The sequence below is a fragment of the Stenotrophomonas sp. YJH_SMC_57 genome, assembly GCF_059369755.1.
In genome coordinates, this window is the sequence record NZ_JCAFSZ010000005.1 from 194,378 (window position 1) to 218,206 (window position 23,829).

A 23,829-nucleotide genomic window follows, 5' to 3' on the forward strand; every position below is an offset into this window, starting at 1 on the left:
CTTATGCCATAAACGACTTAATCCCCTCCGTCCCCTTTTTCGCATGGTCAACACATTCCCGGTCCTAGGCTGGGGCGGTTCCAAGGGAGGTTGTCACCGCAGCACATTCGGGGGGATCCGGGATGGGTAGGAGTGGCACGGACCAACAGAGCCGACGGGTTCCCATGACCCGTGGCCTGGGACTGCGATTTGCGTTGCTGACGGGCATGGCGATTGGACTGGTCGCACTGTCCGCGCTGATCCAGGAACTGCAGGCGGCCTCCACCGCCTGGATTGCCGGCCAGGGCTACTGGTCGCGCGGTCAGCAGGATGCAACCGCCGCGCTCAGTCGTTACCTGGCGCGGGGCGATGCCCAGGACCTGGACGACGCGCGCCAGGCCCTGCAGGTGCCGTTGGGCGATCTGCAGGCGCGCCTGGCGCTGGAACAGGCCGAGCCGGATGAAGCCAAGGCCAGGCAGGGGTTCCTGCAGGGTGGCAATGCGCGCGCCGACATTCCGCGCCTGGTGTTCTCGTTCCGCTATGCACGCGATATCGGTGCCTTCCGCGAAGCAACCGCGCTGTGGCGGAAGACGGACGGCGACCTGATGGCGGTGCAGCGCCTGGTCGATGAATTGCAGCTGCGGCACGACAGTGGCCCGCTGCCGATCGCCGCGCGTGACCGCTACCTGCAGCAACTGGGTGACCTTGATCGGCGGATGCAGGTGCAGAGCCAGGCGTTCTCGCAGGCGCTGTTGCGGATGGCGACGCTGGTGAGGCTGGCCACGTTGATGGTTGCGGGCCTGTCGGTGCTGGCGATCAGCCTGATGGCCGTGGCGCTGGCGCGTCGCGTCGGCAAGGACCTGACCGAGCACGAGAGCCGTTTCCGCGCGGCGTTCTACCAGGCCAACGTGGGCATGCTCAAGCTCGACACCGATGGCAAGGTGATCGAGGCCAACCAGGCCATGGCGGATATTCTCGATTATCGTCGCGATGTGCTGCTGCAGATGTCACTGCACGATCTGCTGATGGACGGCGAACTGGTCATCGACGGTGTCGGCCGCATCGACTGGGACCGGCAGCTGCGGCCAAGCGAACTGCGCTTCCGGCGGCGCGACGGCAGCCTGGTCTGGGGGCGCTGGAGTGGTACCGGCGTGCACAGCAGCGGGGGGCTGTCGGTGTTCGCGATCATCGAGGATGTCAGCCAGAACCATGCGCTGGCACGTGAGATCGAGCACCACGCCAGCCACGATCCGCTGACCGGGCTGATCAACCGCCGCGAGATCGAACGGCTGCTGGAACGCGCGCTGCTGCAGGTGCGCAGCGACGGCGGCACGCATTCGCTGTGCTACATCAACCTGGATCATTTCAAGCTGGTCAACGACAGCTTCGGCCATGCCGCCGGCGACCAGATGCTGCGCAGTTTCGCCGATTACCTGGTGGCGGCCGTGCGCGATGGCGACTGGGTCGGCCGGCTCGGCGCCGATGAGTTCGCCGTGTTCCTCGCCCATGCCGGCCAGGACGAAGCCAAGCGGGTGCTGCAGCGGGTGATCCGCAACCTGGGCCAGGCCACCTTCCCGATCAGCGAGGGCAGCCCGCAGCTGAGCTGCAGCATCGGCGTGGTCGAGGTCAGTGCCGATGCGCCCGACGTGAACTGGCTGATGAGTGCCGCCGACAGTGCCTGCTACGCGGCCAAGCAGGCGGGCCGCAACCGCGTGCACTGCTTCAACGAGAACCGCATGGCGCTGGAAGAACGGCGGCTGGAGGCTGAACGCCTGCAGGGCGTCAGCCTTGCGATGGCCGAGAACCGCATGCTGCTGTATGCGCAGCGCATCGCCCGGGTGGGAGATCCGTCCTACCTGCACTACGAGGTACTGGTGCGCATGCGCGGCACCGACGGCAGCCTGCATCTGCCCGGCCAGTTCATGCCGGCGGTGGAACGCTACGGCATGGCCGTGGCGCTCGATCGCCACGTGCTCGGGTTGCTGTTCCGGCACCTGCAGGTCTGTCCGGCGCATGTGCGCCAGCTGGGCCTGTGCAACGTCAACGTTTCGGCCCAGTCGATCGCCGAGCCAGGGTTCCTGGCGTTCGTCTGCGACCTGCTCGAGCGCAACCGCGCACTGGCGTCCAAGCTGTGCTTCGAGATCACCGAGACCGCCGCGATCAGCAACCTCAGCCAGGCGCGCGCCTTCATCGATGCGGTGAAGGCGCGGGGCTGCCGGATGGCGCTGGACGACTTCGGTTCCGGCCTGTCCTCGTTCGGCTACCTGCGCCAGCTGCCGGCCGACATCCTGAAGATCGATGGCGCATTCGTGCGCGACATGGACACCGACCCGGTCAGCCACGCCACCGTGCGGGCGATCAGCGAGCTGGGGCGCGAGCTGCAGATGGAAGTGGTGGCCGAATGGGTGGAGACCGCCGAGGTGGCCGGTGCGCTGACCAGGCTCGGGGTGCAGGGCCTGCAGGGCTATGCGATCGAACGGCCGCAGCCGCTGGAACGGATGACCCTGACCGACCTGAAGCCCTTCCGGCTGGTGGCGGTGAACGGGCCGCAGGGCGCGGGCTGAACGGCCGGCGGCGACTTTGGTCTACACATGCGCGGCGCGCCCGGCTGCGATAATGCGCGCCAGGGGCGACGTGCAGTGGGCGCGGACGTAAGCAGGAACAGGACGTGGCGTGGGCAGCAGGCAGTGGCGGTATGGAACAGGAGTGGTGCTGGCCGTCCTGCTGATGTGGTGGGCGATACCGTGGCCGCTTCAGGCTGCCGAGGCCGTATCGGGCCGCGATTACCTGCTGGTCGGGGGCGCCACCGACGCGCCGACCCCACATCGCGCGTGCACGCCGCAGATGCTGTCCGGCGCCCGCCAGCAGGTGGAAGTGCCCGCGCCGCCCGGGGGCTGGTCGGGCGAGCCACAGGCGCTGGACGTGTTCAACGTCTTCGCCGGCGAGGTCCGGGTACAGCACGGTGACCGCGAAATCTGCGGCAACATGCACGACGCCCGCACCCGCGATTCGCGCTTCCGCGCAGGCATCGGCCTGGTCGCGGTGCCGCCGGCCGGCAGCCACGCGCCGTTCCTGGTCTCCTGGCAGACGCCGCTGAAGGCGCGCTGGGTGCCGACCCTGCGGCTGGGCGCGCCCAGCCCGGTGCAGCAGAACGACACCGCCCGCCTGCTGGTGCGCGCCGCCTGCATCGCGGTGGCCATCGCCTTGGCGCTGTCGGCGTTGATGGCGTTCCTGACCACGCGCGACCGCAGTTTCTTGGTCTACATCGCCGGCACCACCGTGCTGGTGCTGTGGCAGGCGATCCTCGGTGGCCTCAGCGGCTATCCGGAGCCCTGGCTGCCGGTGGGCGAGCGCGGGGCCTGGTGGTTGCTTTCGCTGACCGCGGCCACCCAGGCACTGGTGCTGCCGGCGCTGTGGCGGCTGAACGGCGGCGACCGCGCGCTGCCCCGTTCGCGGCCGCTGCAGGCGATCGTGCTGTGGGGGCTGCTGGCATTGGCCGTGCTGGTGCCGTGGCTGCGCTGGGGCCAGCTGGCCTGGGTAGCACAGGGCCTGCAGGTGACCTATCTGCTGGGGTGTGGCCTGGCGTTGCTGGCCGGCGTCTGGGCGCGCTGGCGCGGCGACCGCTGGGCGCAGGCCGGGCTGGCCGCGCTGGCGCCGATGCTGGTACTGATCATCGCCGACGCCAGTGCAGCCGAATGGTTGCTGGAGTACCGGGTGGAGGCGCTGCAGCTGGCGGTGACCTGGCTGCTGATGATGGCCGCCTACGCCATGAACCAACGGCTCGGGCGGCTGCGCCAGCAGCGCGATGAACTGCGTCAGCTGGCCGAGACCGATGGCCTGACCGGCCTGCCCAACCGGCGCGCAGGACTGCAGCAGCTGGCCCGCCACCTGGCACAGGTTGACCGTGAGCGCGGCCCGCTGGTGATCGGCTTCCTCGACATCGACCTGTTCAAGGACATCAACGATCGCCACGGCCATGCGGTGGGTGACCAGGTGCTGGTGGCGGTCGCGCGCGCCCTGCGCGCGGCGGTGCGCAGCCAGGACGAAGTGGTGCGGATGGGCGGCGAAGAGTTCCTGCTGCTGATGCCGGGCATGCCGCGCGAAGCCGCGTCGGCGCGGCTGGACCGCCTGCGCCAGCGCATCACCGAGGCCGGCCAGGCATTGCAGGTACCGGGGCTGGAAGTGACCGCCAGCATTGGACTGGCGCAATGGCGACCGGGCGAGGACGATCTGGCCGGGCTGCTGCGCCGGGCCGACCATGCCATGTACGTGGCCAAGCGCGCCGGCCGCAACCGGGTCTTCGACGGCGAAGAGCTTGATCCGGCCGCACCGGCATGAAGCGCGGCGGACGGCGATGCCGGATAATAGGGCGATGACCACCCGACTCAACAAACATATCGCCGACACCGGCTTCTGCTCCCGCCGCGAGGCCGATCGCCTGATCGCCGCCCGCCGCGTCACCGTCAACGGCCATCCGGCCGGCACCGGCGCGGTGGTGGGCGAGGAAGACCAGGTGCTGGTCGACGGCCAGCCGCTGCGCGCCCGCGTCGCCCGCAAGCCCGGCGCCCGCCGCCACGTCTACATCGCGCTGAACAAGCCGGTGGGCGTCACCTGCACCACCGAAACATCGGTCAAGGGCAACATCGTCGACTTCGTGGGCCACGAACAGCGCATCTTCCCGATCGGCCGCCTGGACAAGGAGTCGGAAGGGCTGATCCTGATGACCAGCAACGGCGACATCGTCAACCAGATCCTGCGCGCCGAGAACGGGCACCAGAAGGAATACCTGGTGGCGGTGAACAAGCCGGTCACCGACGAGTTCCTGCGCGGCATGGCGCGCGGCGTACGCATCCACGACCAGATGACGCTGCCGTGCAAGACCTCGCGGATCGCCAAGTTCGGTTTCCGCATCACCCTGCAGCAGGGCCTGAACCGGCAGATCCGCCTGATGGCGGCTGAATTCGGCTACCGCGTGACCCAGCTGCGCCGCGTGCGCATCGACAACATCAAGATCGGTGCGCTGAAGCCGGGCCAGTGGCGCAACCTGACCGAGCAGGAGCTGCAGGGCCTGCTGCCGAAGCAGCTGGACTGGTAGGGCCGGCTGCAACGTGCCTGCGATGTACCCGGGATGCCGGCCCGTGGCCGGCACCACCCGGTGCGCGGATTGCGCGCCCGCATCGGCTAGACTTCGCAGTGACCTGCCGGAACATGACGCTGCATGATCAAGCCCGACAAGCCTGCCAACGAAGCCCTTCGGCTTGAGGCGCTGTACCGCTACCGCATCCTGGATTCGGAGCGCGAGAAATCCTTCGATGACCTGGTGGTGATCGCCAAGGCGGTCTGCGGCACCTCGATGGCCGCCGTCACCCTGATCGACGTCGAGCGGCAGTGGTTCAAGTCGATCCAGGGCATTGATGCTGCGGAGAACCTGCGCAGCGAATCGATGTGCGGCCACGCCATCCTGCAGCCGCAACAGATCATGGTGGTCGAGGACGCGCTGCAGGACATCCGCTTCCATGACAATCCGGTGGTGACCGGCGATCCGCATGTCCGCTTCTACGCGGGTGCGCCCCTGATCAGTTCCGACGGCCTGCCACTGGGTACGCTGTGCGTGTTCGACGCGCATCCGCAACGCCTGGCCAGTGACAAGGCCGAGGCTTTGGCCGCGCTGTCGCGGCAGGTGATGCTGGTGATGGAGCTGCGCCGTTTCGCGCTCGACATCCAGAAGCACATGCTGGAACGCGACGACTACGAGCGACTGCTGTCGGAGTACCAGGACGTGCTGCTGGCCCAGAATGCCGACCTGGCCGAACAGAGCCGCACCGATGCGCTGACCGGCCTGCCCAACCGGCGCGCGATGGCGGCGGCGCTGGAGGAGGCCGTGGCGATGAACGGCGCGCAGCCGGGTGCAGCCTGTGTCGCGCTGCTGGACATCGACCACTTCAAGCACATCAACGACTTCCAGGGCCATGCCACCGGCGACCGGGTGCTGGCCGAGCTGGGCACGCTGCTGCGCTCGCACTTCGCCGGTCGCGGCATGGCGGCACGCTACGGTGGCGAGGAGTTTGTCGCGGTGATGCCCGCCACCGACCTGCGCGCGGCCGAACGGCAATGCGAGTTCCTTCGCCTGGCGGTAGCCGAGCTGCCGCTCGGTTTCCCGGTGACCATCAGCATCGGCGTTGCCCAGCACCAGTCCGGCGAAAGCGTGGACCAGATGCTGGCACGCGCCGACAAGGCGCTGTACCGCGCCAAGGGCAACGGCCGCAACCGCGTGGAGCTGGCGAGCTGAAACACCTGCGACTCGCGCGCTGAACGCATGCGAGGCGTGGTGATTCAATCCCGTTCCAGTAGATCCACGCCATGCGTGGATGCTCTCCCCGATTCACATCGTGTCGCAGCTCCTGCGATCAGAACCGGCCAGCATGGCCCATCTGTTCCCCCGGAAGCGCCCATGCTGCAGACCCTGGCCATCGCGCACTATCGCTCGCTGCATGGGTTGGTGCTGCCGCTGCAGCAGTTGAATGTGGTCACCGGCGACAACGGTAGCGGCAAATCCAGCCTGTACCGCGCGCTGCGCCTGCTGGCGGAAACCGCACAGGGCGGCGTTGCGGCGGTGCTGGCCCGTGAAGGCGGGCTCGGTTCGGCGCTATGGGCCGGCCCCGAAACCCTTGATCGCCGGGTGATGGCCGGCGAGATTCCGCTGCAGGGCGGCCCGCGGCAGGCTTCCGTGGGCCTGAAACTGGGATTTGCCACCGACGAATTCGGCTACGCCATCGATCTGGGCTACCCGCCGCCCAGTCGTTCGGCGTTTGCACTGGACCCGCAGATCAAGGCCGAGGCGATCTGGGCCGGGCCGTTCCTGCGCAGCGCCAACCTGCTGGTCGATCGCCGCGGGGCGAGGGTGCGGCAACGCCATGCGCGCGGCTGGGATCTGATCGATGACCGCTTGTCGCTGTTCGACAGCCTGTTCACGCAGGTCGGTGATCCGCAGCGCATGCCGGAAACCATCGCCCTGCGTGAGTACATCCGCCGCTGGCGCTTCTATGATCACTTCCGCAGCGATGCCGATGCGCCGGCGCGACAGCCGGCGATGGCCACGCGGACGCCGGTGCTGCATCACGACGGCCGCGATCTGGCCGCGGCCTGGGTCACCATTGTCGAGATCGGAGATCCGGTCGGGTTGGCTCGCAGTGTTGAGGATGCCTTCCCGGGTGCCTCCGTGGGCTTCGACGAGCTGGACGGTCGGCTGGCCCTGCGCTTCCAGCAGCCCGGCCTGCTGCGGCCGCTGTCGATGGCGGAACTGTCCGATGGCACCCTGCGCTTCCTGCTGCTGGCCGCCGCCCTGCACACGCCACGGCCGCCGCCGCTGCTGGTGCTGAACGAGCCGGAGACCAGCCTGCATCCGGACCTGCTGCCGGCACTGGCACGGCTGATCATTGCCGCCAGTGCGCGCAGCCAGGTATGGGTGGTGTCACACGCCAGCCGCCTGATCGCGGCGCTGGAACAGGCGCCGGGGTGCCATTCGCTGCACCTGCACAAGGAACATGGGCGCACGCTGCTGAGCGGACAGGGCCTTCTGGATGTTCCGGCATGGCACTGGCCGCAGCGGTGATACGGCAATCGATGCCCCGCGTGGATGCGTTCAATCAGCGATGTTGCGTGCTTCGGCCGTACCGAGAATCTCCGGGTGCTGCACCGGCTTGCGTCGGTTCAGCAGCGGATGCAGGAACACCGCGCCGACGATGATCGCCACGCCCAGGTAGAACCACGGGGTGACCTCGTGCTGTTCGCGCAGCAGCACCACCGCCAGCAGCACGGCATAGACCGGTTCCAGGTTGGTGACCAGCTGCACCGTGTAGGCGCTCAGGTGGCGCAGCGCGACCAGCGCCAGCGCGAACGGCAGCAGCGTGCAGAAGCCGGCCAGCACCAGCAGCAGGATGCCGTCGTGCAGGTCCGGGACGATCCACAGCGGGCTGGCCAGTGCCGGCAGCAGGTACGGCATCAGCGGTGCCAGCAGGGTCAGGGTGAGGGTACCCGCACCCAGCTCCAGCGCGGTGACTGTCAGCGGATCGGCGTGGCTGACCATGCGTTTGTTGAGCGAGCCGAACACCGCCACCAGCAGAGCCGAAATTGCGCCGATCAACACACCCAGGCGCATGCCATCGGGTACGCCACCGACCACCAGCGCAACACCGGGCAGCACGGCCAGGCCAAAGGCGAGTTCGCGCAGCTGGAACGGCCGCTTGGCCACCCACGGTTCGATGATCGAGGTGAACACCGGTGCGAGCGCGATGCAGGTGGCGGCCACCGACGCATTGGCCAGCTTCACCGCGCCATAGAAGGTCAGCCAGTGCAGGGCGACCAGCGCTCCGATGCCGGCGTAGCCGGCCACCAGTCGCAAGGGCAGGGTGCGCAACCCGCGCCAGACCCGCGGCAGCAGGGCCAGCATTGCCGTCACCAGCAGCATGCGCCACCACACCAACGGCAGCGCGGGCAGGGTGATCAGCTTGCCGAGGATGGCGGTGACGCCCCACAGCAGGACACAGAAATGGATCTGCCAGAGTGCTTTGCGGGTGTCGGGTGTGCTCATCCGTGTATTGTGCGGCAAGCGCAGGTTCGCGGCGATGGTCATGGTCGCCGCTGCGCCCCGTTCCCGGCGAGGTATCCGCATGCCTGCAGGCCCGATGTTCGTGCGTGGATGGGCGGCGCTGACCGCCCTGGTCGCTGCCACCTCGCTGCTGCTGCAGTACCTGTTGCTGCTGGGCGGGCCCGGCGGCGAGGCGGGCGTGGTCGCGGCGACCCTGCGCTTCTTCGGTTACTTCACCATCCTCAGCAATCTGGGCGTGTGCCTGGGGTGTGCATGGCTGGCACGCGGCCGCGCGCTGGGCGCGACCGTGGCCGCGGCCATGGCGCTGTGCATCGGCGTGACCTGTCTGGTCTACATGCTGGCCTTGCAGGCGCTTTGGCGACCCACTGGCCTGCAGTGGTGGGTGGATATGGGGCTGCACTACGCCGTGCCACTGTTGTACCTGGGCGGCTGGCTGCTGCTGTTGCCGCACGGCGGCCTTCGCTGGCGTGCATTGGCGGTGGTGCTGTGGCTGCCGTTGGCCTATCTCGGTTGGGCGATGACCCTGGCCTGGCTGCTGGGACAGGCGCCGTACCCGTTCCTTGAGGTGCAACGGATCGGCGCGGTGGCCTTCGCGATCAACGTGCTGCGCGTGGCCGCAGTGTTCGTGCTGGGCTGGACGATGCTGTGGGCGCTGGATCGCTGGCGCCGTCGATGAGCCGCTGCAACGCCATCGCCGCCGCCGGATTGCGTGCCTTGCCTGCGCCGATGCACAGCAGATAGACCTCGCGGGGTCTGGCCGGGGGCGGTTCGGCCAGGCAGGGCAGGTCGTCCACGGGCGCGCCTTGTGACCAGCGCCGTGCGCGTTCGGCCCAGCGTTGCTGCACCGACGCTGGCAGGCCCTCCTTCAAGCGGGCCTGGCTGCGCTTGATCCGCGCGTAGACGAAACCGGCACTGACATCGCCGTGCAGCGGCGCCTCGTCGCTGTCCTCGATCGCCAGAGCCACCTCATGGCGCCGCGCGGCAGCAACCAGCGCCGGGCCGTGCGCGGCGGCGTTGCGTACTTCCAGCGCGTGCTGCAGCGGCACACCGTCCAGCTGCTTCGGCAGCTGCGCCATCAGCGCGTCCAGTGCATCGGCATCGGCCGGATGACGCGGATCGAACTGCCACAGCAACGGACCGAGCCGGTCGCCCAGCGCGAGCGCAGCCTGCAGGAATGGGGCGGCGGCCTCTACCGTGCTGGACAGGTCGCGGCGCTGTACCAGGTAGCGTGGTGCCTTCATCGAGAAACGGAAGTCCTGCGGCGTCTGCGCCGCCCATTGCGCACATTGGGCCGGCGTGGGCGTGCGGTAGAAGGTGCCGTTGATCTCGATGCAGCGCAACGCACGGCTGGCATGCGCAAGTTCTTCGCGCTGCGCAAGCCCGGCCGGATAGAACATGCCGCCGCGCCATTCGGGGAATACCCAGCCACCGATGCCGCAGCGGATGGCCGCCTGCCGGGAAGCGGCCGTCACTGGCCGTGGTCCGCGCGCCACGGGTCGTAGCTGCCGAACCACCACAGGTAGCCTTCCGGGTCGGCGCAGGCGTAGCCGCGGCCGCCATAGTCCTGGTCGGCGATGTCGATGACGATGCGTGCCCCGGCGGCCTTGGCGCGGGCGTAGTGCGCATCGGCATCGGTGACGATCACGCACGCGCTCTGGGTCTGGCGCCCACCGACCTCATCAGGCATGGCGGTGTGCTCGGTCCACGCACTCTGGTTGCTGGCCGAACCGAGCATGATCATGCCGTGGCCGAAGGCCAGCTGCGCATGGAACACGGTCTCGCCATCGGCGTAGACGGCCTGGGCGTGGAAGCCGAAGGCGCGCTGCAGCCAGTCGATGGCGGCCAGCGCGTCGCGGTAGCGCAGGCACGGAATGATGGTGGAGCCGTTGCCCGGCTGGCTGTTCTCGCCCATGACACCCCTCCTATGGCACAGGGCAGGGTGCGCCGCTGACCGTTACCATTCCGCGAAACCCCGGTGACGGCCTGCACATGGCCGCGACCCCTGTTCGGAGATGGTGCTGGATGAAAACCTGGATTGGAGGCGCCGTGCTGCTGGCCTGCACGACCATGGCGAGCGCGTCGACCCCGACGCCGCTGCAGGATCTGGATGCGACGGTCGAGCGCGTGCGCGCACAGTTCGACGTGCCCGGCATTGCCGTGGCCGTGGTCAAGGATGGCCAGGTGGTGCTGGAACGCGGCTGGGGCGTGCGCGAGCAGGGCAGGCCGGAGCCGGTGCAGGCCGACACGCTGTTCGCCATTGCGTCCAACACCAAGGCGTTCACTGCCACTTCGCTGAACCTGCTGGCCGAAGACGGCAAGCTGAAAATGGACGACAAGGTGATCGACCACCTGCCGTCGTTCCGCATGTCCGACCCGTTCGTGACCGGGCAGATGACGATCCGCGACCTGCTCTCGCACCGCAGTGGCCTGAGCCTGGGCGCCGGTGACCTGCTGTTCTGGCCGACCACGTCCTACAGCAACGCCGAAGTGGTGCAGCGGCTGGGCCAGGTGCCGCTGAAGGGAGGTTTCCGCGAAAGCTATGCCTACGACAACATCCTGTACGCGGTGGCCCAGCAGGTGATCGAGCACGTCTCGGGCATGAGCTACCAGCAGTTCCTGCAGACCCGCATCTTCGACAAGGTGGGCATGGCCGGCACGCGCTACAACGCCGATCACCTGAAGCCGGGCGACACGGCGGCCGTCGGCCACGCCAAGTACGATTTCAAGGACCTGCGCACCGTTGCGCCGCTGACCTGGTCGAACAATGCCGGCGCCGGTGGCATCTATTCCAGCGCGCATGACATGGCGCGCTGGATGCAGGTGCAGCTGGCCGAGGGCAAGCTGGCCGATGGCACGCCGCTGTTCACCGAGAAGAGCCAGCAGCAGATGTGGCGGATGATCACGCCGCAGTCGATCCCGGCGCCAAGCGTGCCGGAGCTGGGCCCGGCGCGGGCCAACTTTGCCGGCTATGGCGAAGGCTGGAGCCTGAGTGATTACCGCGGCCAGAAGCTGGTCTGGCATACCGGTGGCTGGCCGGGCATGGTCTCGCGGCTGACCCTGGTGCCGGGCGAGAAGCTGGGCGTGGTGGTGCTGACCAACCAGGAAGTGGGCGCGGCGTTCAACGCGATCACCCTTAGCGTGCTCGATGCCTACCTGGGCGGGGAGAAGCACGACTGGGTCGATGCCTACGCCAAGGCCGTGGCCAAGGGCCAGGACAAGGCGGATGAAGCCTGGGCCAAGCACCAGGCTGCACGGGACAAGCGCAGCGCGCCGTCGCTGGCGCTGGCCGGCTACACCGGGACGTTCCGCGACCGCTGGTATGGCGACATGCAGGTCAGCAGCGAGGGCAAGGGCCTGCGCCTGCGCTTCATGAAGACCGCGCAGCTGAGCGGTCGCCTGGAGCACTGGCAGCACGACACCTTCATCGTGCGCTGGGATGATCGTTCGCTCAACGCCGACGCGTTCGTGAGCTTCACCCTGGACCCGGACGGCAAGGTACGTGACGTGCGCATGCAGTCGATCTCCGACCTGACCGATTTCAGCTTCGATTTCCAGGACCTGCTGTTCACCCCGGTGGCCCGGTAGAGGCCAACCTTGGTTGGCCTGCGGTAGGGCGCCCGCCAAGGCGGGCGACGACCGGAGTGATCAGGCGATCGTCGGCTGGCGTACACATGCGGCGTGGGATACTCCGCCGCTTGCAAGAGGCGAGGGAATGCAATGTTCCGTTGGTTTGAATCCCTGATTCCGGTATTCCCGCCCGTGGATGGGCGCATGCCACCGCGCAAGGTGCTGCCGTTCTACCTGCACTACCTGCGCCCGGTGTGGCCGGTGCTGCTGGCCACGCTCATCGCCGGCCTGCTGCTTGCGCTGGTGGAAGTGGCCATGTTCGATTACCTGGGCCGCATCGTCGACATGGTCGCCGAGCAGCCGGGTGCCGATTTCTTCACGCGCCACGCCAATGAACTGGGCTGGATGCTGTTCATCACGGTCATCGCGCGGCCGATCCTGGTCGGCCTGCACAACCTGCTGGTCAACCAGGCCATCGTGCCGGGCCTGAGCAACCGTTCGCGCTGGCTGATGCACAACTATGTGGTGCGGCAGAGCCTGAGCTTCTTCCAGAATGACTTTGCCGGCAGCGTCGCCAACCGCGTGATGCAGACCGGCACCTCGCTGCGCGAGTCGGCGGTGCAGATGGTCGATTCGCTCTGGTACATCGTGGTCTACACCGGCACCGCGCTTTACCTGTTCGCGCAGGCCGACTGGCGGCTGATGGTGCCGCTGATCCTGTGGCTGCTGGCCTATGCGGTGATCCTGTTCTACTTCGTGCCGCGCGCCAAGGAACGGGCCTGGATCGCCTCCGAAGCGCGTTCCAAGGCGATGGGCCGCATCGTCGATGGCTACACCAACATCCCCACGCTGAAGCTGTTCGCCCATGGCGGGCGCGAGCAGGCCTACGTGGCCGAGTCGATCCAGGAACTGGCGGTCAAGCACCGCGCGCAGACCCGCATCACCACCGGCATGGACCTGACCATCGCCGTCGTCAACGGTTTCCTGATTGCCGGTACCTGCGGGCTGGCGTTGTGGCTGTGGAACGGCGGCCACATCACGGTCGGCGCGATCACCCTGGCCACCGGCCTGGTGATCCGCATCCACAACATGTCCGGCTGGATCATGTGGACCATCAACGGCATCTTCGAGGACATCGGCACGGTGCAGGATGGCATCACCACCATCGCCCAGCCGCTGACCGTGCAGGACCGCGAGGATGCGGTGCCGCTGCAGGTGACCCGCGGTGGCGTGCATTTCCAGGACATCCACTTCCACTATGGCAAGAAGGGCGGCGTGATCGCCGGCCTGGACCTGGTGGTGAAGCCAGGCGAGAAGATTGGCCTGGTTGGCCCGTCCGGCGCCGGCAAATCGACCCTGGTCAACGTGCTGCTGCGCCTGTACGACCTGGAAAGCGGCCGCATCCTGATTGATGGCCAGGATATTGCGCACGTCACCCAGGAAAGCCTGCGGCAGCAGATCGGCGTGGTCACCCAGGACACCTCGCTGCTGCATCGTTCGATCCGCGACAACCTGCTGTACGGACGCCCGGATGCGACCGAGGAACAGCTGCGTGCTGCCGTGGCCAAGGCACGTGCCGAGGCCTTCATCGATACGCTGGTGGACGGGCAGGGCCGTCGGGGCTACGACGCCCACGTCGGCGAGCGTGGCGTGAAGCTGTCCGGCGGCCAGCGCCAGCGCATCGCCATTGCCCGCGTGCTGCTGAAGGACGCACCGATCCTGGTGCTGGACGAGGCGACCTCGGCGCTGGATTCTGAAGTTGAGGCGGCAATCCAGGACAGCCTGGATGAATTGATGGGCGGCAAGACGGTGATCGCGATCGCGCACCGGCTGTCGACCATCGCGCGCATGGACCGGCTGGTGGTGATGGACCAGGGCCGCATCGTCGAGACCGGTACCCATGCCGAACTGATTGCGGCCGGCGGCCTGTATGCGCGGTTGTGGGCGCGGCAGACCGGTGGTTTCGTGGCGGCCGATCAGTGATTGCCCTGCTGCTGGCACTCAGCCTGGCGACCCCGGCCGCAACGGCGGCGACAGCGCCGGTGGAAGGCGACCAGCTCGAGCAGGTCGTCCTGCTCAGCCGCCACAACCTGCGCGCGCCGGTGGTGGCCTCCGGCGCTCTTGCCAACGCGACACCGGAAACCTGGCCGCGCTGGGACGTCGCTGCGGGTGAGCTGACCACCAAGGGCGGCGTGCTGGAGGTCTACATGGGCCGCTACATGGGCCAGTGGCTGCGGCAGGCACAGCTGTTGCCGGTGTCGGATTGCCCGCAGCCGGCCGACTTCCACGCCCATGCCAACAGCCTGCAGCGCACCCAGGCCACCGCGCAGTTTTTCGTGGCCGGTGCCTTCCCGGGCTGCCATGTCACGGTCGAACAGCGCATGCCACTGGGCACGATGGACCCGCTGTTCAATCCGGTGATCCGCCGCGATGACGCGCCGTTCCGCGAACGCGCGCAGTCGGCGATGCAGCAGGCGTTGGTACGTTCGCAGCTGGAGCCGGCCCTGTCCGTGGTGGAGGCGATCACCCGCTATCCGCAGTCGGCGGCGTGCGAGGGCCACAGTGACTGCCGTCTGACCCTGGCCGGCACCCGCTTCAGCGCAGAGGCGGGCAAGGAGCCGCGCGTCTTCGGATCCCTGGCCCTGGCCAGCGGGCTGGTCGATGCCCTGCTGATGGAGCACTACCAGGGAAGTGGAATTCCGCGCGAAGGCTGGGGCCGGTTGAACACGGAGGCGCAATGGCAGGCACTGGCGCAGATCCGCAACCACTACCAGGACATCCTGTTCGGAACACCCGAGGTGGCGCGGGATGTGGCCGGGCCGCTGCTGGAACGATTGGGCGCGTTGTTTGAAGATGCGGCCTCGCCAAAGGTGATGCTGCTGGTTGGCCACGATTCCAACATCGGTTCCGTTCTGGCAGCGCTGGGAATCAGCGACTACACGCTGCCGGGGCAGTACGAGAAGACACCGATCGGTGGCCTGCTGCAGTTCGAGCGCTGGCGTGACCGCCACAGCGGCGTGGAGCGGATCCGCCTGGCCTACGTCTACCCAACCAGCGCGCAGCTGCGTGATGCGCAGCCGCTGACCGAGGCGCAGCCGCCGGGTCGGGTCGCGCTGCGTGTGCCGGGGTGCGCGGCACAGGGCTGCACCGTCGCCGAGTTCCAGCGCCTGCTGCATCCGGCAGCCCGCTGAGGCACGCCGCTAACGCAGCGGCGTGCGCACGATGCCGTGCGTGGCCATCAGGGTAAGATCGCCCCCCAGCCGCGGCGAGTGGAACGGCCCGCGTGCATGTGCCGCGTCGAACAGGCCACCATCCGGTGAGCGCAACCGGTAGAACTCGACCCAGCCGCTGGCCTGCAGCGGCAGCTGTGCAACGCCGGTGCGTTCGTTGAACCACGCGGGGTCCTTGCTGCCTTCGATGACGCGGCGGGCAAGGCGGTCGATGGCGTGATCCCGGCTGGCGTACCATTCCTGGCCGCGCAGCCGCGCCAGTTCAGCCATCATCACCAGTGGCGCCAGCGCGTAGTCGTGATAGTGCAGGGCGCGTTGCCCGCGCGCCATTTCCAGCGGCAGGCTGCCATCGTCCTGGATGTCATCGATGCCCTTCTGGAAGGCAGCGTGGCCGGCCTGCCACAGGGCCTCGTCATCGGTGGCCAGGCCGGTGGCCAGTACGCCCAGGCCGCCCCAGTAGTAGTGGTTGTTGCGGCGCCGTTTCGGATTGTCCCAGTACGCCAGGTTGGCACGTGCCAGCTGCTGCAGCCACGGATCGATCCGCGCGCGCTGTTGCGGGTCGGCCTGGTCATGCACCTTCAGGTAGGCCATCGCCACCGCGTCGAGCATCCACTGCCGCATGTAGAACGATTGATCGTTGTTGACCCGGATCATCTGCCCGAGCATCGCGCCGTCCTTCGCCCAGGCGCCGAGCCAGGCCAGCGTGCACTGCGCGGCGGCGGAATCACCATCGCGCAGGTAGTCGTCGCTCATGCGCGCCACGTCGGCGGCATAACGGTCCAACGGCGCGGTGGCATCGTGATTCTGCTGGTGCAGTGCCGGGTCGATCACCGAACCGGCCTTGTCGGTGTAGTAGCCCAGGGCGCGGATGTCGGGGTGTCCGATCGGTGGGGAGGGGCAGGTGGCGAAGGCAGTGCCGGCCGCCAAGGCAGCGGAAAGGAGGCCGAGGCGTAGCGCGAGTATGCGCATTGGAACCTGCAGGGAAAGGGAAGGCCGTGCGAACGATGCGCCCGGAGTCGTTTGCCAGTTGTGAGGCCGCGCAAGCCCGCTCTGCAAGTGTTCAGGACCGGAGCGGCGCCTGAAGCTCAAGAGTCGGCTAGTCTGTCGTCATCAATTCAGCGGGAGGGAGTGGCGATGAAAATCACGGATTTTCTCGTGATGGACGGTGAGGGTGACGAGATCCCTGCTGATCCGCATGGCAACCATGTGGCTTTCAACTGTTTCGAGTGCGGATACCCGGTAGTGGCTGGCTCATTGGAAAACGAGCGGGGCAGCGATGAGGATTGCCCTGCAGCCTGTCGTGGCTGTGGTGTTGAGTACTTCGTAGATCTGCGGCTGGGCTCAAAGAAAATGTACATCCATCTGCTCTGACCCGGCAGCAGCCCAAGCAGGGGCGAACAAAAAAAGCGGCCCGGGTTTCCTCGGGCCGCTCCGCTTCATCTCACACCGTCCCGATCACTCGATCGGCTGGTCCAGCATCAGCTGGCGGGCGAAGCGCACCGGCGGTGCGCCGTAGGACAGCACCTGGTCGTGGTACGCCTTCAGGTTGAACTTGTCGCCCAGCTTTTCCTGCACCGCCTTGCGGGTGTCGAAGTGTTCCTGCGCACCGACGAAGTAGGTCGGCAGCTGCGCCGAGGTCAGCTGCGCACGCACCCACTTGCCCGCTGCTTCGCTTTCCTGCTGGAACGCGTCGTGGGTCATCAGGTGCATCGCCTTTTCGCGATCCCAGTTGTCCACGTGCACGCCCTGGTCGAGGATCGCGTTGGAGATCGTGCGCAGGTAGAACTTCAGCTGCACCAGGTGGAACAGCGGGTCGTTGTTGAGGTAACCCTGCTCCTGCATCATGCGCTCGGTGTAGACCGCCCAGCCTTCGGCGAACAGGCCCGATCGCAGCACCGCACGCAGGGTGGAGGGGAACTTGGCCGAGTGCCAGCCCTCCAGGTAGTGGCCCGGGGTGCCTTCGTGGATGCTCAGCAGGTGGATCATGCGCGAGTTGTACTCACGCAGGAACGAGTCGACCTGCTTTTCGTTCCAGTCGTCCGGAATCGGCGAGACGGCGTAGAAGGTCTTCAGGTTCTTGTCCAGCGGGCCCGGCGAATCGCAGTAGGCCACGGCCACGCCACGCTGGAATTCCGGCATCAGGATGATGTCCACCGGCGCGTCGGGCAGGGTCACCAGGTCGTGTTCGCGTACGAACGCGGTGGACTGCTCCAGCGCGGCCTTGGCATCGTCGACCACCTTGTCGCGTGCCGGCTTGTCGGCGTAGGCCAGTTCCAGCGCGGCTTCGATCGCCTTCTGCTGCTGCTCGTCGGTCGGCTGGGCGGGCATCTCCGGCGCGCCCGGCTTGTCCTTCAGTACGGTCTGCGCGATGCCATACATGTCTTCGCGCACGCGCTTGAGTTCGGCGCGTGCACGCTCACCGATCTCCTGGCGCGACAGCGACGAACTCAGCGCGAACTTCAGCTTCTGGTCGTACTTTTCCGCACCAATGCGGAAGTCACCCTTGGCGTTCGGCACCAGGGTCTTGTCCAGCCAGGTCTGCTGCTCGTCCACTGCCTTCTTCAGGCCGTCGATGGCGGCCTGCAGGCGCTGCTGGTCGGCCTGCGGCAGTTCACCGATGTGCGGGGTGATGAAGGTATCGACGATGCTGAGGATGCCCTTGTTCTGCTTGGCCACGGTCTCGGCATGGATCTTCGGCACGCGGGCCGGGTCCAGGTTCTCGCGGGCCTGGGCGAAGATCGCCGGCAGCTTTTCCATGCGTGCGGTAGCCGACTTCAGGCGCTCCGGCAGCGGTGCGAACTCGCGTGCCATCAGGCCATAGATCGCGCTGCCGGCAATGCCGTTGTACAGCTGCGGGTCCCACTTGCCGGACTGCAGCACTTCGGCGTTCCAGATTTCCGACTGCAACTGGTTGCGGAGGATTGCCGCGTCCACCTGGTTCTCGCGGCCCAGCTTGGCCACCTCGATCTTGTCCAGCTCGCCCAGCAGCGCCTTGTAGGCGGCTACGGTCTTCAGCTGGCCGGCGGCGCTCAAGTCGTCCAGCTCGCTGTCGTAGCGGTGGTCGCCGATCTGGGTGGCGCTGACCGGCGACAGCTGCATCCAGGTGTCCAGGGCGCGCTTGGACAGATCGGCGAAGGCGGCATCGACGGCGGCGTCACCGGCCTGCTGGCTGGCGGCCGGGGTGGAACCGGTGGTAGGGGCGTCGGCCGGCTGGCAACCGGCCAGGGCGGCGACCAGGGCGAGGGCAAGGAGATGCGGGCGCATCGGCGTTCCTGTACAGGGTCAAACCCCGAGCATAGGCCGCTGGGGCTGCTTTGTCCCCGTGCCATAGGATTACCATGGGCGCCGACAAGGACTCTCCAGCGGAGCGCAGGACATGGAATACCAGGGAAGCTGCCATTGCGGCAGGATCGCATTCACCGTGCAGGCCGAAACGCCGATCAGCGATGTCATCGACTGCAACTGCTCGATGTGCCGGCGCCGCGGCGGCCTGCTGTGGTTCGCCCCGCGCGAGGCGTTCCAGCTGACCACCGACCCGGCCGACGTGGCCACCTACCACTTCAACAAGGCGCACATCGACCACCACCATTGCCGTGAATGCGGCATCGCGCCCTACAGCGAAGCGGTGGATCCGCGTACCGGCGCGCCGATGGTGGCGGTGAACGTGCGCTGCGTGCCGCAGGTGGACCTGGCCACGCTGGCGGTGATGTCCTATGACGGAGCTGCGCTTTGAGCCCGCTGCATGCGTGGACGCGGGCCGCGGCGATGCCGGTGCTGCTGCTGGCGCTGGCTGCCTGCGCCCAGAGTGGCCAGCGGGCCGCGGAAGCAGGCGCCAGTGCGGCCGACGCCGCCGTTGCTTCACCGGAAGGCGCGTTCCTTGCCTACGAGCATGACGTGCAGGTACAGCTGGACGCGGCGCAGATTGCGCCACGCATCCGGCAGATCGCACAGGCCTGCCAGAGCGCGACGTTCGGCGACTGCGCGGTGCTGCAGGTCGACCAGCGCAGTGGCGAGCAGCCCAGTGGCGAGGTCAAGGTGCGTATCGCGCCCAAGGGGACCGAGCCGTTGATCGCCATGGCCGGCGAGGGCGGCACGCTGCAGTCGCGCAGTACGCGCGCCGAGGACCTCGCGCAGCAGGTGGCCGACACCGCGCTGACCAGGGCGCGGCTGGAGAAGGAGCATGCGCGGCTGCTGTCCTACCAGGACCGCAAGGATCTGAAGGTCGAGGACCTGATGGCGATCACCACGCGCCTGTCGGAGATCGAGGCCGGCGTCGAGCAGGCCAACAAGGATGCCGCACAGCAGCGCCGCCGCATCGATACCCAGCTGGTGACGCTCCATTTCGACACCACCTCCGGCCAGCGCAGCCGCAGTGAGATCGGCGAGGCCCTGAGCGAGTCGGGCAGCATCCTCAGCACCAGCGTTGCGTTCCTGATCCGTGCCGCCGCCGCGTTGTTGCCGGTGGGCGTGCTGGCATTGATCGCCGCCTGGGGCGTGCGTGCGTGGTTGCGCCGTCGTCGTCGCCGCAAGCTGCCGCCCACTCCCTGACCCGACCGTGGCGTGCCGGCCCTTGGCCGGCACTGCCAGTGTCAGCCTTCGTCGGTTTCGTATTCGACGAACACGTCCAGCTCGAGTGCCAGTTCCTGCACCGCGTCGCGTACTTTCTGCGCGGTGCTCTCGTTGCCGACTTCCACTTCCAGTTCGTGGATGCCCGGGCCGATGTCATCGGACAGTCCGGCCGAGCTGGAATCGTCGTCGTCCATGTGCGGCATCAGGTCGTCGGTTTCCTCGACGTGTTCGATGCCCTCAAGGCCGAGCAGCAGGTCGCTGATGGCGCGGGCGTCGTCTTCGGTTCCGGTGATGCGCAGTCGCAGCATGGCCATGGCATGGGTACGTTGTGGGGTTCGTCAGCAGCCTAGCCAGCGCGAAGCAAAGAACGGGTGAGGGCGCAGTCAGTCGCGCGTGGCCGGGCGCCCCAGCAGGCTGTCCGGCAGCGCGGGTATCGGCGTGCGTTCGTCCTGCGCCTGCTCCAGCAGCCAATCGATGAACAGGCGCGCGGCCTGGCTCGGTGGTTGCCCTTCGGCATGCACCACGTGATACGCGTAGCGCGCCTTCAGCGCCGGGCCGGGCAGGCGTACGACCTCGTAGCGCTGCAGGTAGGGCTGGGCGATGTGGGTGCGCGCCAGCACCGCGCCCATGCCGTACACCGCGGCGCGCATCGCATCGGTACTGTCGGCGAAGGTATGCATCGGCGGCAGCGGCGAGGGCGGGCGCACGCCGGCATGGCGGAACCAGTCGCGCCAACCCTGTGGTGACAGATCGGTCAGCAGCGGCAGGTCGGCGATGCGTGCCGGATCGGCCAGCGATTCAACGCCGGCCAGCGCCGGTGACGCCACCGGGAACAGGTAGTCGTCCATCAGGTGCTGCGCGCGCAGGCCGGGCCACTGGCCCAGCCCATAGCGGATGCCGACTTCCGGGCCGTTGTCGTCGTAGCGATCCAGCCCGCTGCCGGTGTGCAGCTCGATGCGGATGTGCGGATGGGCCTGGGTGAAGCGTGGCAGCCGGGGCAGCAGCCAGCAGTAGGACAGCGAACGCAGGGTGGTGATCCGCAGTGGCACGCTGTCGGCATCCGGGTGCAGATGGTGGGCGACCGCTGCGACGTCGGTGAACGCGGCACTGGCCGCGTCGGCCAGCTGCCGGCCTTCTGCAGTCAGGCGCACGCCTCGGGCGTGGCGCAGGAAGAGCCGGGTCTCCAGCACTTCTTCCAGGCGGCGCACGTGGTGGCTGACCGCGCTGGCGGTCAGGTGCAGTTCCTGCGCGGCCTGGGCGAAGTTCTGGTGGCGTGCGGCGACCGCGAACACGGCCAGCGCGGGGAGCAGGGAAGGGCGTAGCTGCATGTCCAGCCTCAAACCATATTTGTGGCTGGCAGCGATACTACGCGCTTGTGTGGCGGGCGTCTTCGCCCGATCCTGTGTGCCTTGGCGAGGAAACGGCGATGGACGGAGGCAGGGCATGAACGCGGTCCCACAGGCGGCCGAGCGCGACTGGCGCACACCGCTGGAATTGACCCTGCTGGGCGCCATCTGGGGTTGCTCGTTCCTGTTCATGCGGGTGGCGGTGCCGTCGTTCGGCCCGTTCGCGCTGGTCGAGGTGCGGCTGGTGCTGGGCGCTCTGGTGCTGTTGCCTTTCCTTTGGCGTGCACGCGCGCAGTTCCCGCCGCGGCGCTGGCTGTGGCTGGCACCGATCGGCCTGATCAATTCGGCGCTGCCGTTCGTGCTGTTCGCCTATGCCGCCGAGCAGGCGCCGGCTGCGATCGGCGCGATCTGCAATGCGATGACGGTGCTGTTCGCCGCGCTGATCGCCTTCCTGTTCTTCGGCGAGAAGATCGGCATGCGCCGTGCCGGCGCGCTGCTGGTTGGTTTTGCCGGCGTGGTGGTGCTGGCCACGGCCAAGGTGTCCGGCCTGAGCATCGGCACCGCGGTGATCGCCGGCGCTGCGGCGTCGCTGTTGTATGGCCTCGGCGTAAACCTGGTGAAGCGGCACATGACCGGCCTGCCGTCGGCGGCCGCTGCTGCGGCGACGTTGTCGTGCGCCTCGCTGTGGATGCTGCCAATGGCGGTGAGCCACTGGCCACAGGCGGCGATTCCGCTCAAGGCGTGGGGTGCGGCGATCGCGCTGGGCGTGGCGTGTACCGGCCTGGCGTTCCTGATGTTCTACCGCCTGATCGGTCGCATCGGCCCGTCGCGCGCATCGACGGTGACCTATCTGATTCCGCTGTTCGGCGCTGCGTTCGCGTGGCTGTTCCTGGGGGAAGCGGTGACGGTGCAGATGTTGATTGCCGGTGCGTTGATTCTGGGCAGCGTGGCGGTGAGCCAGAAGGGCTGAGGGCGTCGACGTTTTGCGCGTGGCACGTGCTGAAGGTGCTTCATCGTTCATGGGCGTCACTTTTCTTTGTACGCAAAGAAAAGTAACCAAAAGAAACGTTCCGCCGGTCACGAGCCGATGCGCGTTGCGCATCGGTGCCCTGCGCTCCTCGGCCCGCCGAGGGACGGCGCGGGAACTCGCTGCGCTCAAACACCCGCGCCTCTTCGCCCTCGCCGGACCTGCGGTGCTCGGCTCGCTCAAGGCGGACTGGAAGGTCAAGATCAACGGCAAAGGCATCCACGCATGGCGTGGATCTACTGGGTGCAGCTGCGGCCTTTGATCTTGGATCCGCCTTGAGCGAGCCGAGCATCGCAGGGGAATCAGGGGCGAAGAGGTGCCGATGTCTGAGCGCAGCGAGTTCGGCACCGTCCCCTGATTCACCGAGAAGCGCAGGGTACCGACGTGCGAAGCACGGCGGCTCGCGGTGTGGCGGCGCGTTTCTTTTGGTTACTTTTCTTTTCGCGCGAAAAGAAAAGTGACGCCCATGAACGATGAAGCGCCTTCAGCACGCGCCACGTGCAGAACCCGCGACGGCGTTACTTCACCGGCACCGGGATATTGCAGAGATCGATATGCCCCGCCGGGCGCTTGTAGAAATCATCCACGCGATTGCGTCGCGCCTCCACCGTTTCGGCGAAGGTCTTCGAATCGGTACGCAGCACCTGTATCGGCGTGCGCTCGGCCACCGGCACGTCACTGGCACGGCGGATCGACACGATCGGCGTACGCAGCTTCGGGTCGGTGTAGAAACCCATCGGTGCCGGTCCGCGCGGGGTCGCGCTGAGCAGCTCCATGCCCTTCAGCACGCGGCCGACCAGGGTAATGTTGCGGTCCAGCTGGCGCGGCGACTGCCCGGTCACCACGTACAGTTCGGCGCCGATGCTGCTGTCTTCCTCGTTGCTGCGGCCGGCGCCGAGCATGCCGTAGCAGTGCGCCAGCCAGGCCTTGCCGGCCTGCGGGTCCTGGCCGACCGGGAAGCCGTCAACGAAGCCGGTCTGCGCCGCCCAGCCATCCCTGTCCGGCAACACGCTCACCTTCAGGCCGGCGCTGGTGCGTTCGAATTCGGCCGGCAGCTTGCGTGCGGCGCTGCCGAACGGCTTGGCCTTGGCCGCGTCATCGGCGTCGGCATCGCCGAACTGCACCACGAAGTTGTCCTGCGAACGGTAGATGCTGGTGCTGTCCCAGAAGTGCTCGTGGGCGAAGGTCTGGATGTTGGCGACATGGCGCGGGGCGAACTGCGGCGCCAGTTCGATGATCACCCGGCCGGCCGGCAGGTCCATGTACAGCAGGTTGGCCGGGTCCGGCGTGCGCCAGTCGTTGGCCGCCGACGCGTCGAGGATCTGCTGCGGGCTGCGGTAGGGCGTGGCCGCGCTGGCCAGCGCGGGAAGCAGGCAGGAAAGGGCGAGGGCGGTCAGGGCAAGGCGACGGCGGTGCGGCATGGGAACCCCGGAACATGAACGAAGCTTCGATTCTGCGCGAGCGTCCCGGCCACGCCAACCGGCACGATGACTAACGACACAT

General features: G+C 67.6%; 21 protein-coding genes. 13 read left to right on the plus strand and 8 right to left on the minus strand.

The features are described from left to right. Positions 1 to 122 precede the first annotated feature (122 nt). The 5 genes from AC5P7U_RS08330 to AC5P7U_RS08350 all read left to right on the plus strand — a co-directional run bounded on the left by AC5P7U_RS08330 (position 123) and on the right by AC5P7U_RS08350 (position 7,591). A complete protein-coding gene (locus AC5P7U_RS08330) occupies positions 123 to 2,543 on the plus strand; it encodes a putative bifunctional diguanylate cyclase/phosphodiesterase (protein WP_053449187.1) in 2,421 nt (806 codons plus the stop codon). 109 nt (positions 2,544 to 2,652) lie between these two features. After that, positions 2,653 to 4,317: a sensor domain-containing diguanylate cyclase gene (locus tag AC5P7U_RS08335; protein ID WP_006426225.1), complete on the plus strand. Its 1,665-nt coding sequence runs from the start codon at positions 2,653 to 2,655 to the stop codon at positions 4,315 to 4,317. A gap of 34 nt (positions 4,318 to 4,351) precedes the next feature. Beyond that, positions 4,352 to 5,074: a pseudouridine synthase gene (locus AC5P7U_RS08340; protein WP_005408708.1), complete on the plus strand. Its 723-nt coding sequence runs from the start codon at positions 4,352 to 4,354 to the stop codon at positions 5,072 to 5,074. Between the two features lie 123 nt (positions 5,075 to 5,197). Further along, positions 5,198 to 6,268: a sensor domain-containing diguanylate cyclase gene (locus AC5P7U_RS08345; RefSeq protein WP_197563118.1), complete on the plus strand. Its 1,071-nt coding sequence runs from the start codon at positions 5,198 to 5,200 to the stop codon at positions 6,266 to 6,268. 162 nt (positions 6,269 to 6,430) lie between these two features. Then, on the plus strand, positions 6,431 to 7,591 hold the full coding sequence (locus tag AC5P7U_RS08350; RefSeq protein WP_197563116.1) for an AAA family ATPase: 1,161 nt from the start codon (positions 6,431 to 6,433) through the stop codon (positions 7,589 to 7,591). A gap of 30 nt (positions 7,592 to 7,621) precedes the next feature. Here the strand turns inward: AC5P7U_RS08350 and AC5P7U_RS08355 are convergent, their stop codons facing one another. Next, positions 7,622 to 8,569 carry a DMT family transporter gene (locus AC5P7U_RS08355; RefSeq protein ID WP_006426303.1) on the minus strand — a complete coding sequence of 316 codons (948 nt, stop codon included), beginning with the start codon at positions 8,567 to 8,569 and terminating at the stop codon, positions 7,622 to 7,624. Between the two features lie 79 nt (positions 8,570 to 8,648). Here AC5P7U_RS08355 and AC5P7U_RS08360 point away from each other — a divergent pair, with 79 nt between their 5' ends. Further along, positions 8,649 to 9,263, plus strand: coding sequence for a Pr6Pr family membrane protein (locus AC5P7U_RS08360; protein WP_197563114.1), 615 nt, complete (start codon positions 8,649 to 8,651; stop codon positions 9,261 to 9,263). On the opposite strand, the gene AC5P7U_RS08365 is transcribed toward AC5P7U_RS08360, so the two are convergent. Both AC5P7U_RS08365 and AC5P7U_RS08370 read right to left on the minus strand, forming a co-directional pair. After that, positions 9,184 to 10,059, minus strand: coding sequence for a DUF72 domain-containing protein (locus tag AC5P7U_RS08365; RefSeq protein ID WP_197563112.1), 876 nt, complete (start codon positions 10,057 to 10,059; stop codon positions 9,184 to 9,186). The two genes, AC5P7U_RS08360 and AC5P7U_RS08365, sit on opposite strands and share 80 nt — an antisense overlap. Continuing rightward, on the minus strand, positions 10,056 to 10,499 hold the full coding sequence (locus AC5P7U_RS08370; protein ID WP_197563110.1) for a VOC family protein: 444 nt from the start codon (positions 10,497 to 10,499) through the stop codon (positions 10,056 to 10,058). Before AC5P7U_RS08370 ends, AC5P7U_RS08365 begins: the two co-directional genes overlap by 4 nt. A gap of 110 nt (positions 10,500 to 10,609) precedes the next feature. Between AC5P7U_RS08370 and AC5P7U_RS08375 the strand changes: the two genes are divergently transcribed. From AC5P7U_RS08375 to agp, 3 genes are all read left to right on the plus strand, one after another. Further along, a complete protein-coding gene (locus AC5P7U_RS08375) occupies positions 10,610 to 12,172 on the plus strand; it encodes a serine hydrolase (protein WP_197563108.1) in 1,563 nt (520 codons plus the stop codon). Between the two features lie 132 nt (positions 12,173 to 12,304). Further along, positions 12,305 to 14,137 carry a multidrug efflux ABC transporter SmrA gene (smrA, locus tag AC5P7U_RS08380; RefSeq protein WP_197563106.1) on the plus strand — a complete coding sequence of 611 codons (1,833 nt, stop codon included), beginning with the start codon at positions 12,305 to 12,307 and terminating at the stop codon, positions 14,135 to 14,137. Continuing rightward, the gene (gene agp / locus AC5P7U_RS08385; protein ID WP_197563104.1) at positions 14,134 to 15,345 is read left to right on the plus strand and encodes a bifunctional glucose-1-phosphatase/inositol phosphatase; all 1,212 of its coding nucleotides are present in this window, start codon (positions 14,134 to 14,136) and stop codon (positions 15,343 to 15,345) included. Before smrA ends, agp begins: the two co-directional genes overlap by 4 nt. A gap of 9 nt (positions 15,346 to 15,354) precedes the next feature. On the opposite strand, the gene AC5P7U_RS08390 is transcribed toward agp, so the two are convergent. Next, complete coding sequence (locus AC5P7U_RS08390; RefSeq protein ID WP_006426384.1) at positions 15,355 to 16,353, minus strand: polysaccharide lyase; 999 nt, start codon at positions 16,351 to 16,353, stop codon at positions 15,355 to 15,357. A 165-nt stretch (positions 16,354 to 16,518) separates the two neighbouring features. Between AC5P7U_RS08390 and AC5P7U_RS08395 the strand changes: the two genes are divergently transcribed. After that, the gene (locus AC5P7U_RS08395) at positions 16,519 to 16,755 is read left to right on the plus strand and encodes a hypothetical protein (protein ID WP_049456456.1); all 237 of its coding nucleotides are present in this window, start codon (positions 16,519 to 16,521) and stop codon (positions 16,753 to 16,755) included. An 84-nt stretch (positions 16,756 to 16,839) separates the two neighbouring features. Here AC5P7U_RS08395 and AC5P7U_RS08400 read toward each other — a convergent pair whose 3' ends face one another. Then, a complete protein-coding gene (locus AC5P7U_RS08400; protein ID WP_006426386.1) occupies positions 16,840 to 18,648 on the minus strand; it encodes a DUF885 domain-containing protein in 1,809 nt (602 codons plus the stop codon). A gap of 112 nt (positions 18,649 to 18,760) precedes the next feature. On the opposite strand from AC5P7U_RS08400, the gene AC5P7U_RS08405 reads away from it, so the two are divergent. Continuing rightward, positions 18,761 to 19,117, plus strand: a complete 357-nt coding sequence (locus AC5P7U_RS08405; protein ID WP_006426388.1) for a GFA family protein — start codon at positions 18,761 to 18,763, stop codon at positions 19,115 to 19,117. A 32-nt stretch (positions 19,118 to 19,149) separates the two neighbouring features. Next, on the plus strand, positions 19,150 to 19,932 hold the full coding sequence (locus AC5P7U_RS08410; RefSeq protein WP_006426389.1) for a DUF4349 domain-containing protein: 783 nt from the start codon (positions 19,150 to 19,152) through the stop codon (positions 19,930 to 19,932). Positions 19,933 to 19,973: 41 nt separating this feature from the next. Here the strand turns inward: AC5P7U_RS08410 and AC5P7U_RS08415 are convergent, their stop codons facing one another. Then, a complete protein-coding gene (locus AC5P7U_RS08415) occupies positions 19,974 to 20,267 on the minus strand; it encodes a hypothetical protein (RefSeq protein WP_005408721.1) in 294 nt (97 codons plus the stop codon). A 69-nt stretch (positions 20,268 to 20,336) separates the two neighbouring features. Next, the gene (locus tag AC5P7U_RS08420; protein ID WP_197563102.1) at positions 20,337 to 21,281 is read right to left on the minus strand and encodes a LysR substrate-binding domain-containing protein; all 945 of its coding nucleotides are present in this window, start codon (positions 21,279 to 21,281) and stop codon (positions 20,337 to 20,339) included. 115 nt (positions 21,282 to 21,396) lie between these two features. Between AC5P7U_RS08420 and AC5P7U_RS08425 the strand changes: the two genes are divergently transcribed. Continuing rightward, positions 21,397 to 22,269 (plus strand): DMT family transporter, encoded by an 873-nt coding sequence (locus AC5P7U_RS08425; RefSeq protein WP_049456459.1) that lies wholly within the window; start codon positions 21,397 to 21,399, stop codon positions 22,267 to 22,269. Positions 22,270 to 22,844: 575 nt separating this feature from the next. Here the strand turns inward: AC5P7U_RS08425 and AC5P7U_RS08430 are convergent. Further along, positions 22,845 to 23,747, minus strand: a complete 903-nt coding sequence (locus tag AC5P7U_RS08430) for a peptidylprolyl isomerase (RefSeq protein WP_197563100.1) — start codon at positions 23,745 to 23,747, stop codon at positions 22,845 to 22,847. Positions 23,748 to 23,829 lie beyond the last annotated feature (82 nt).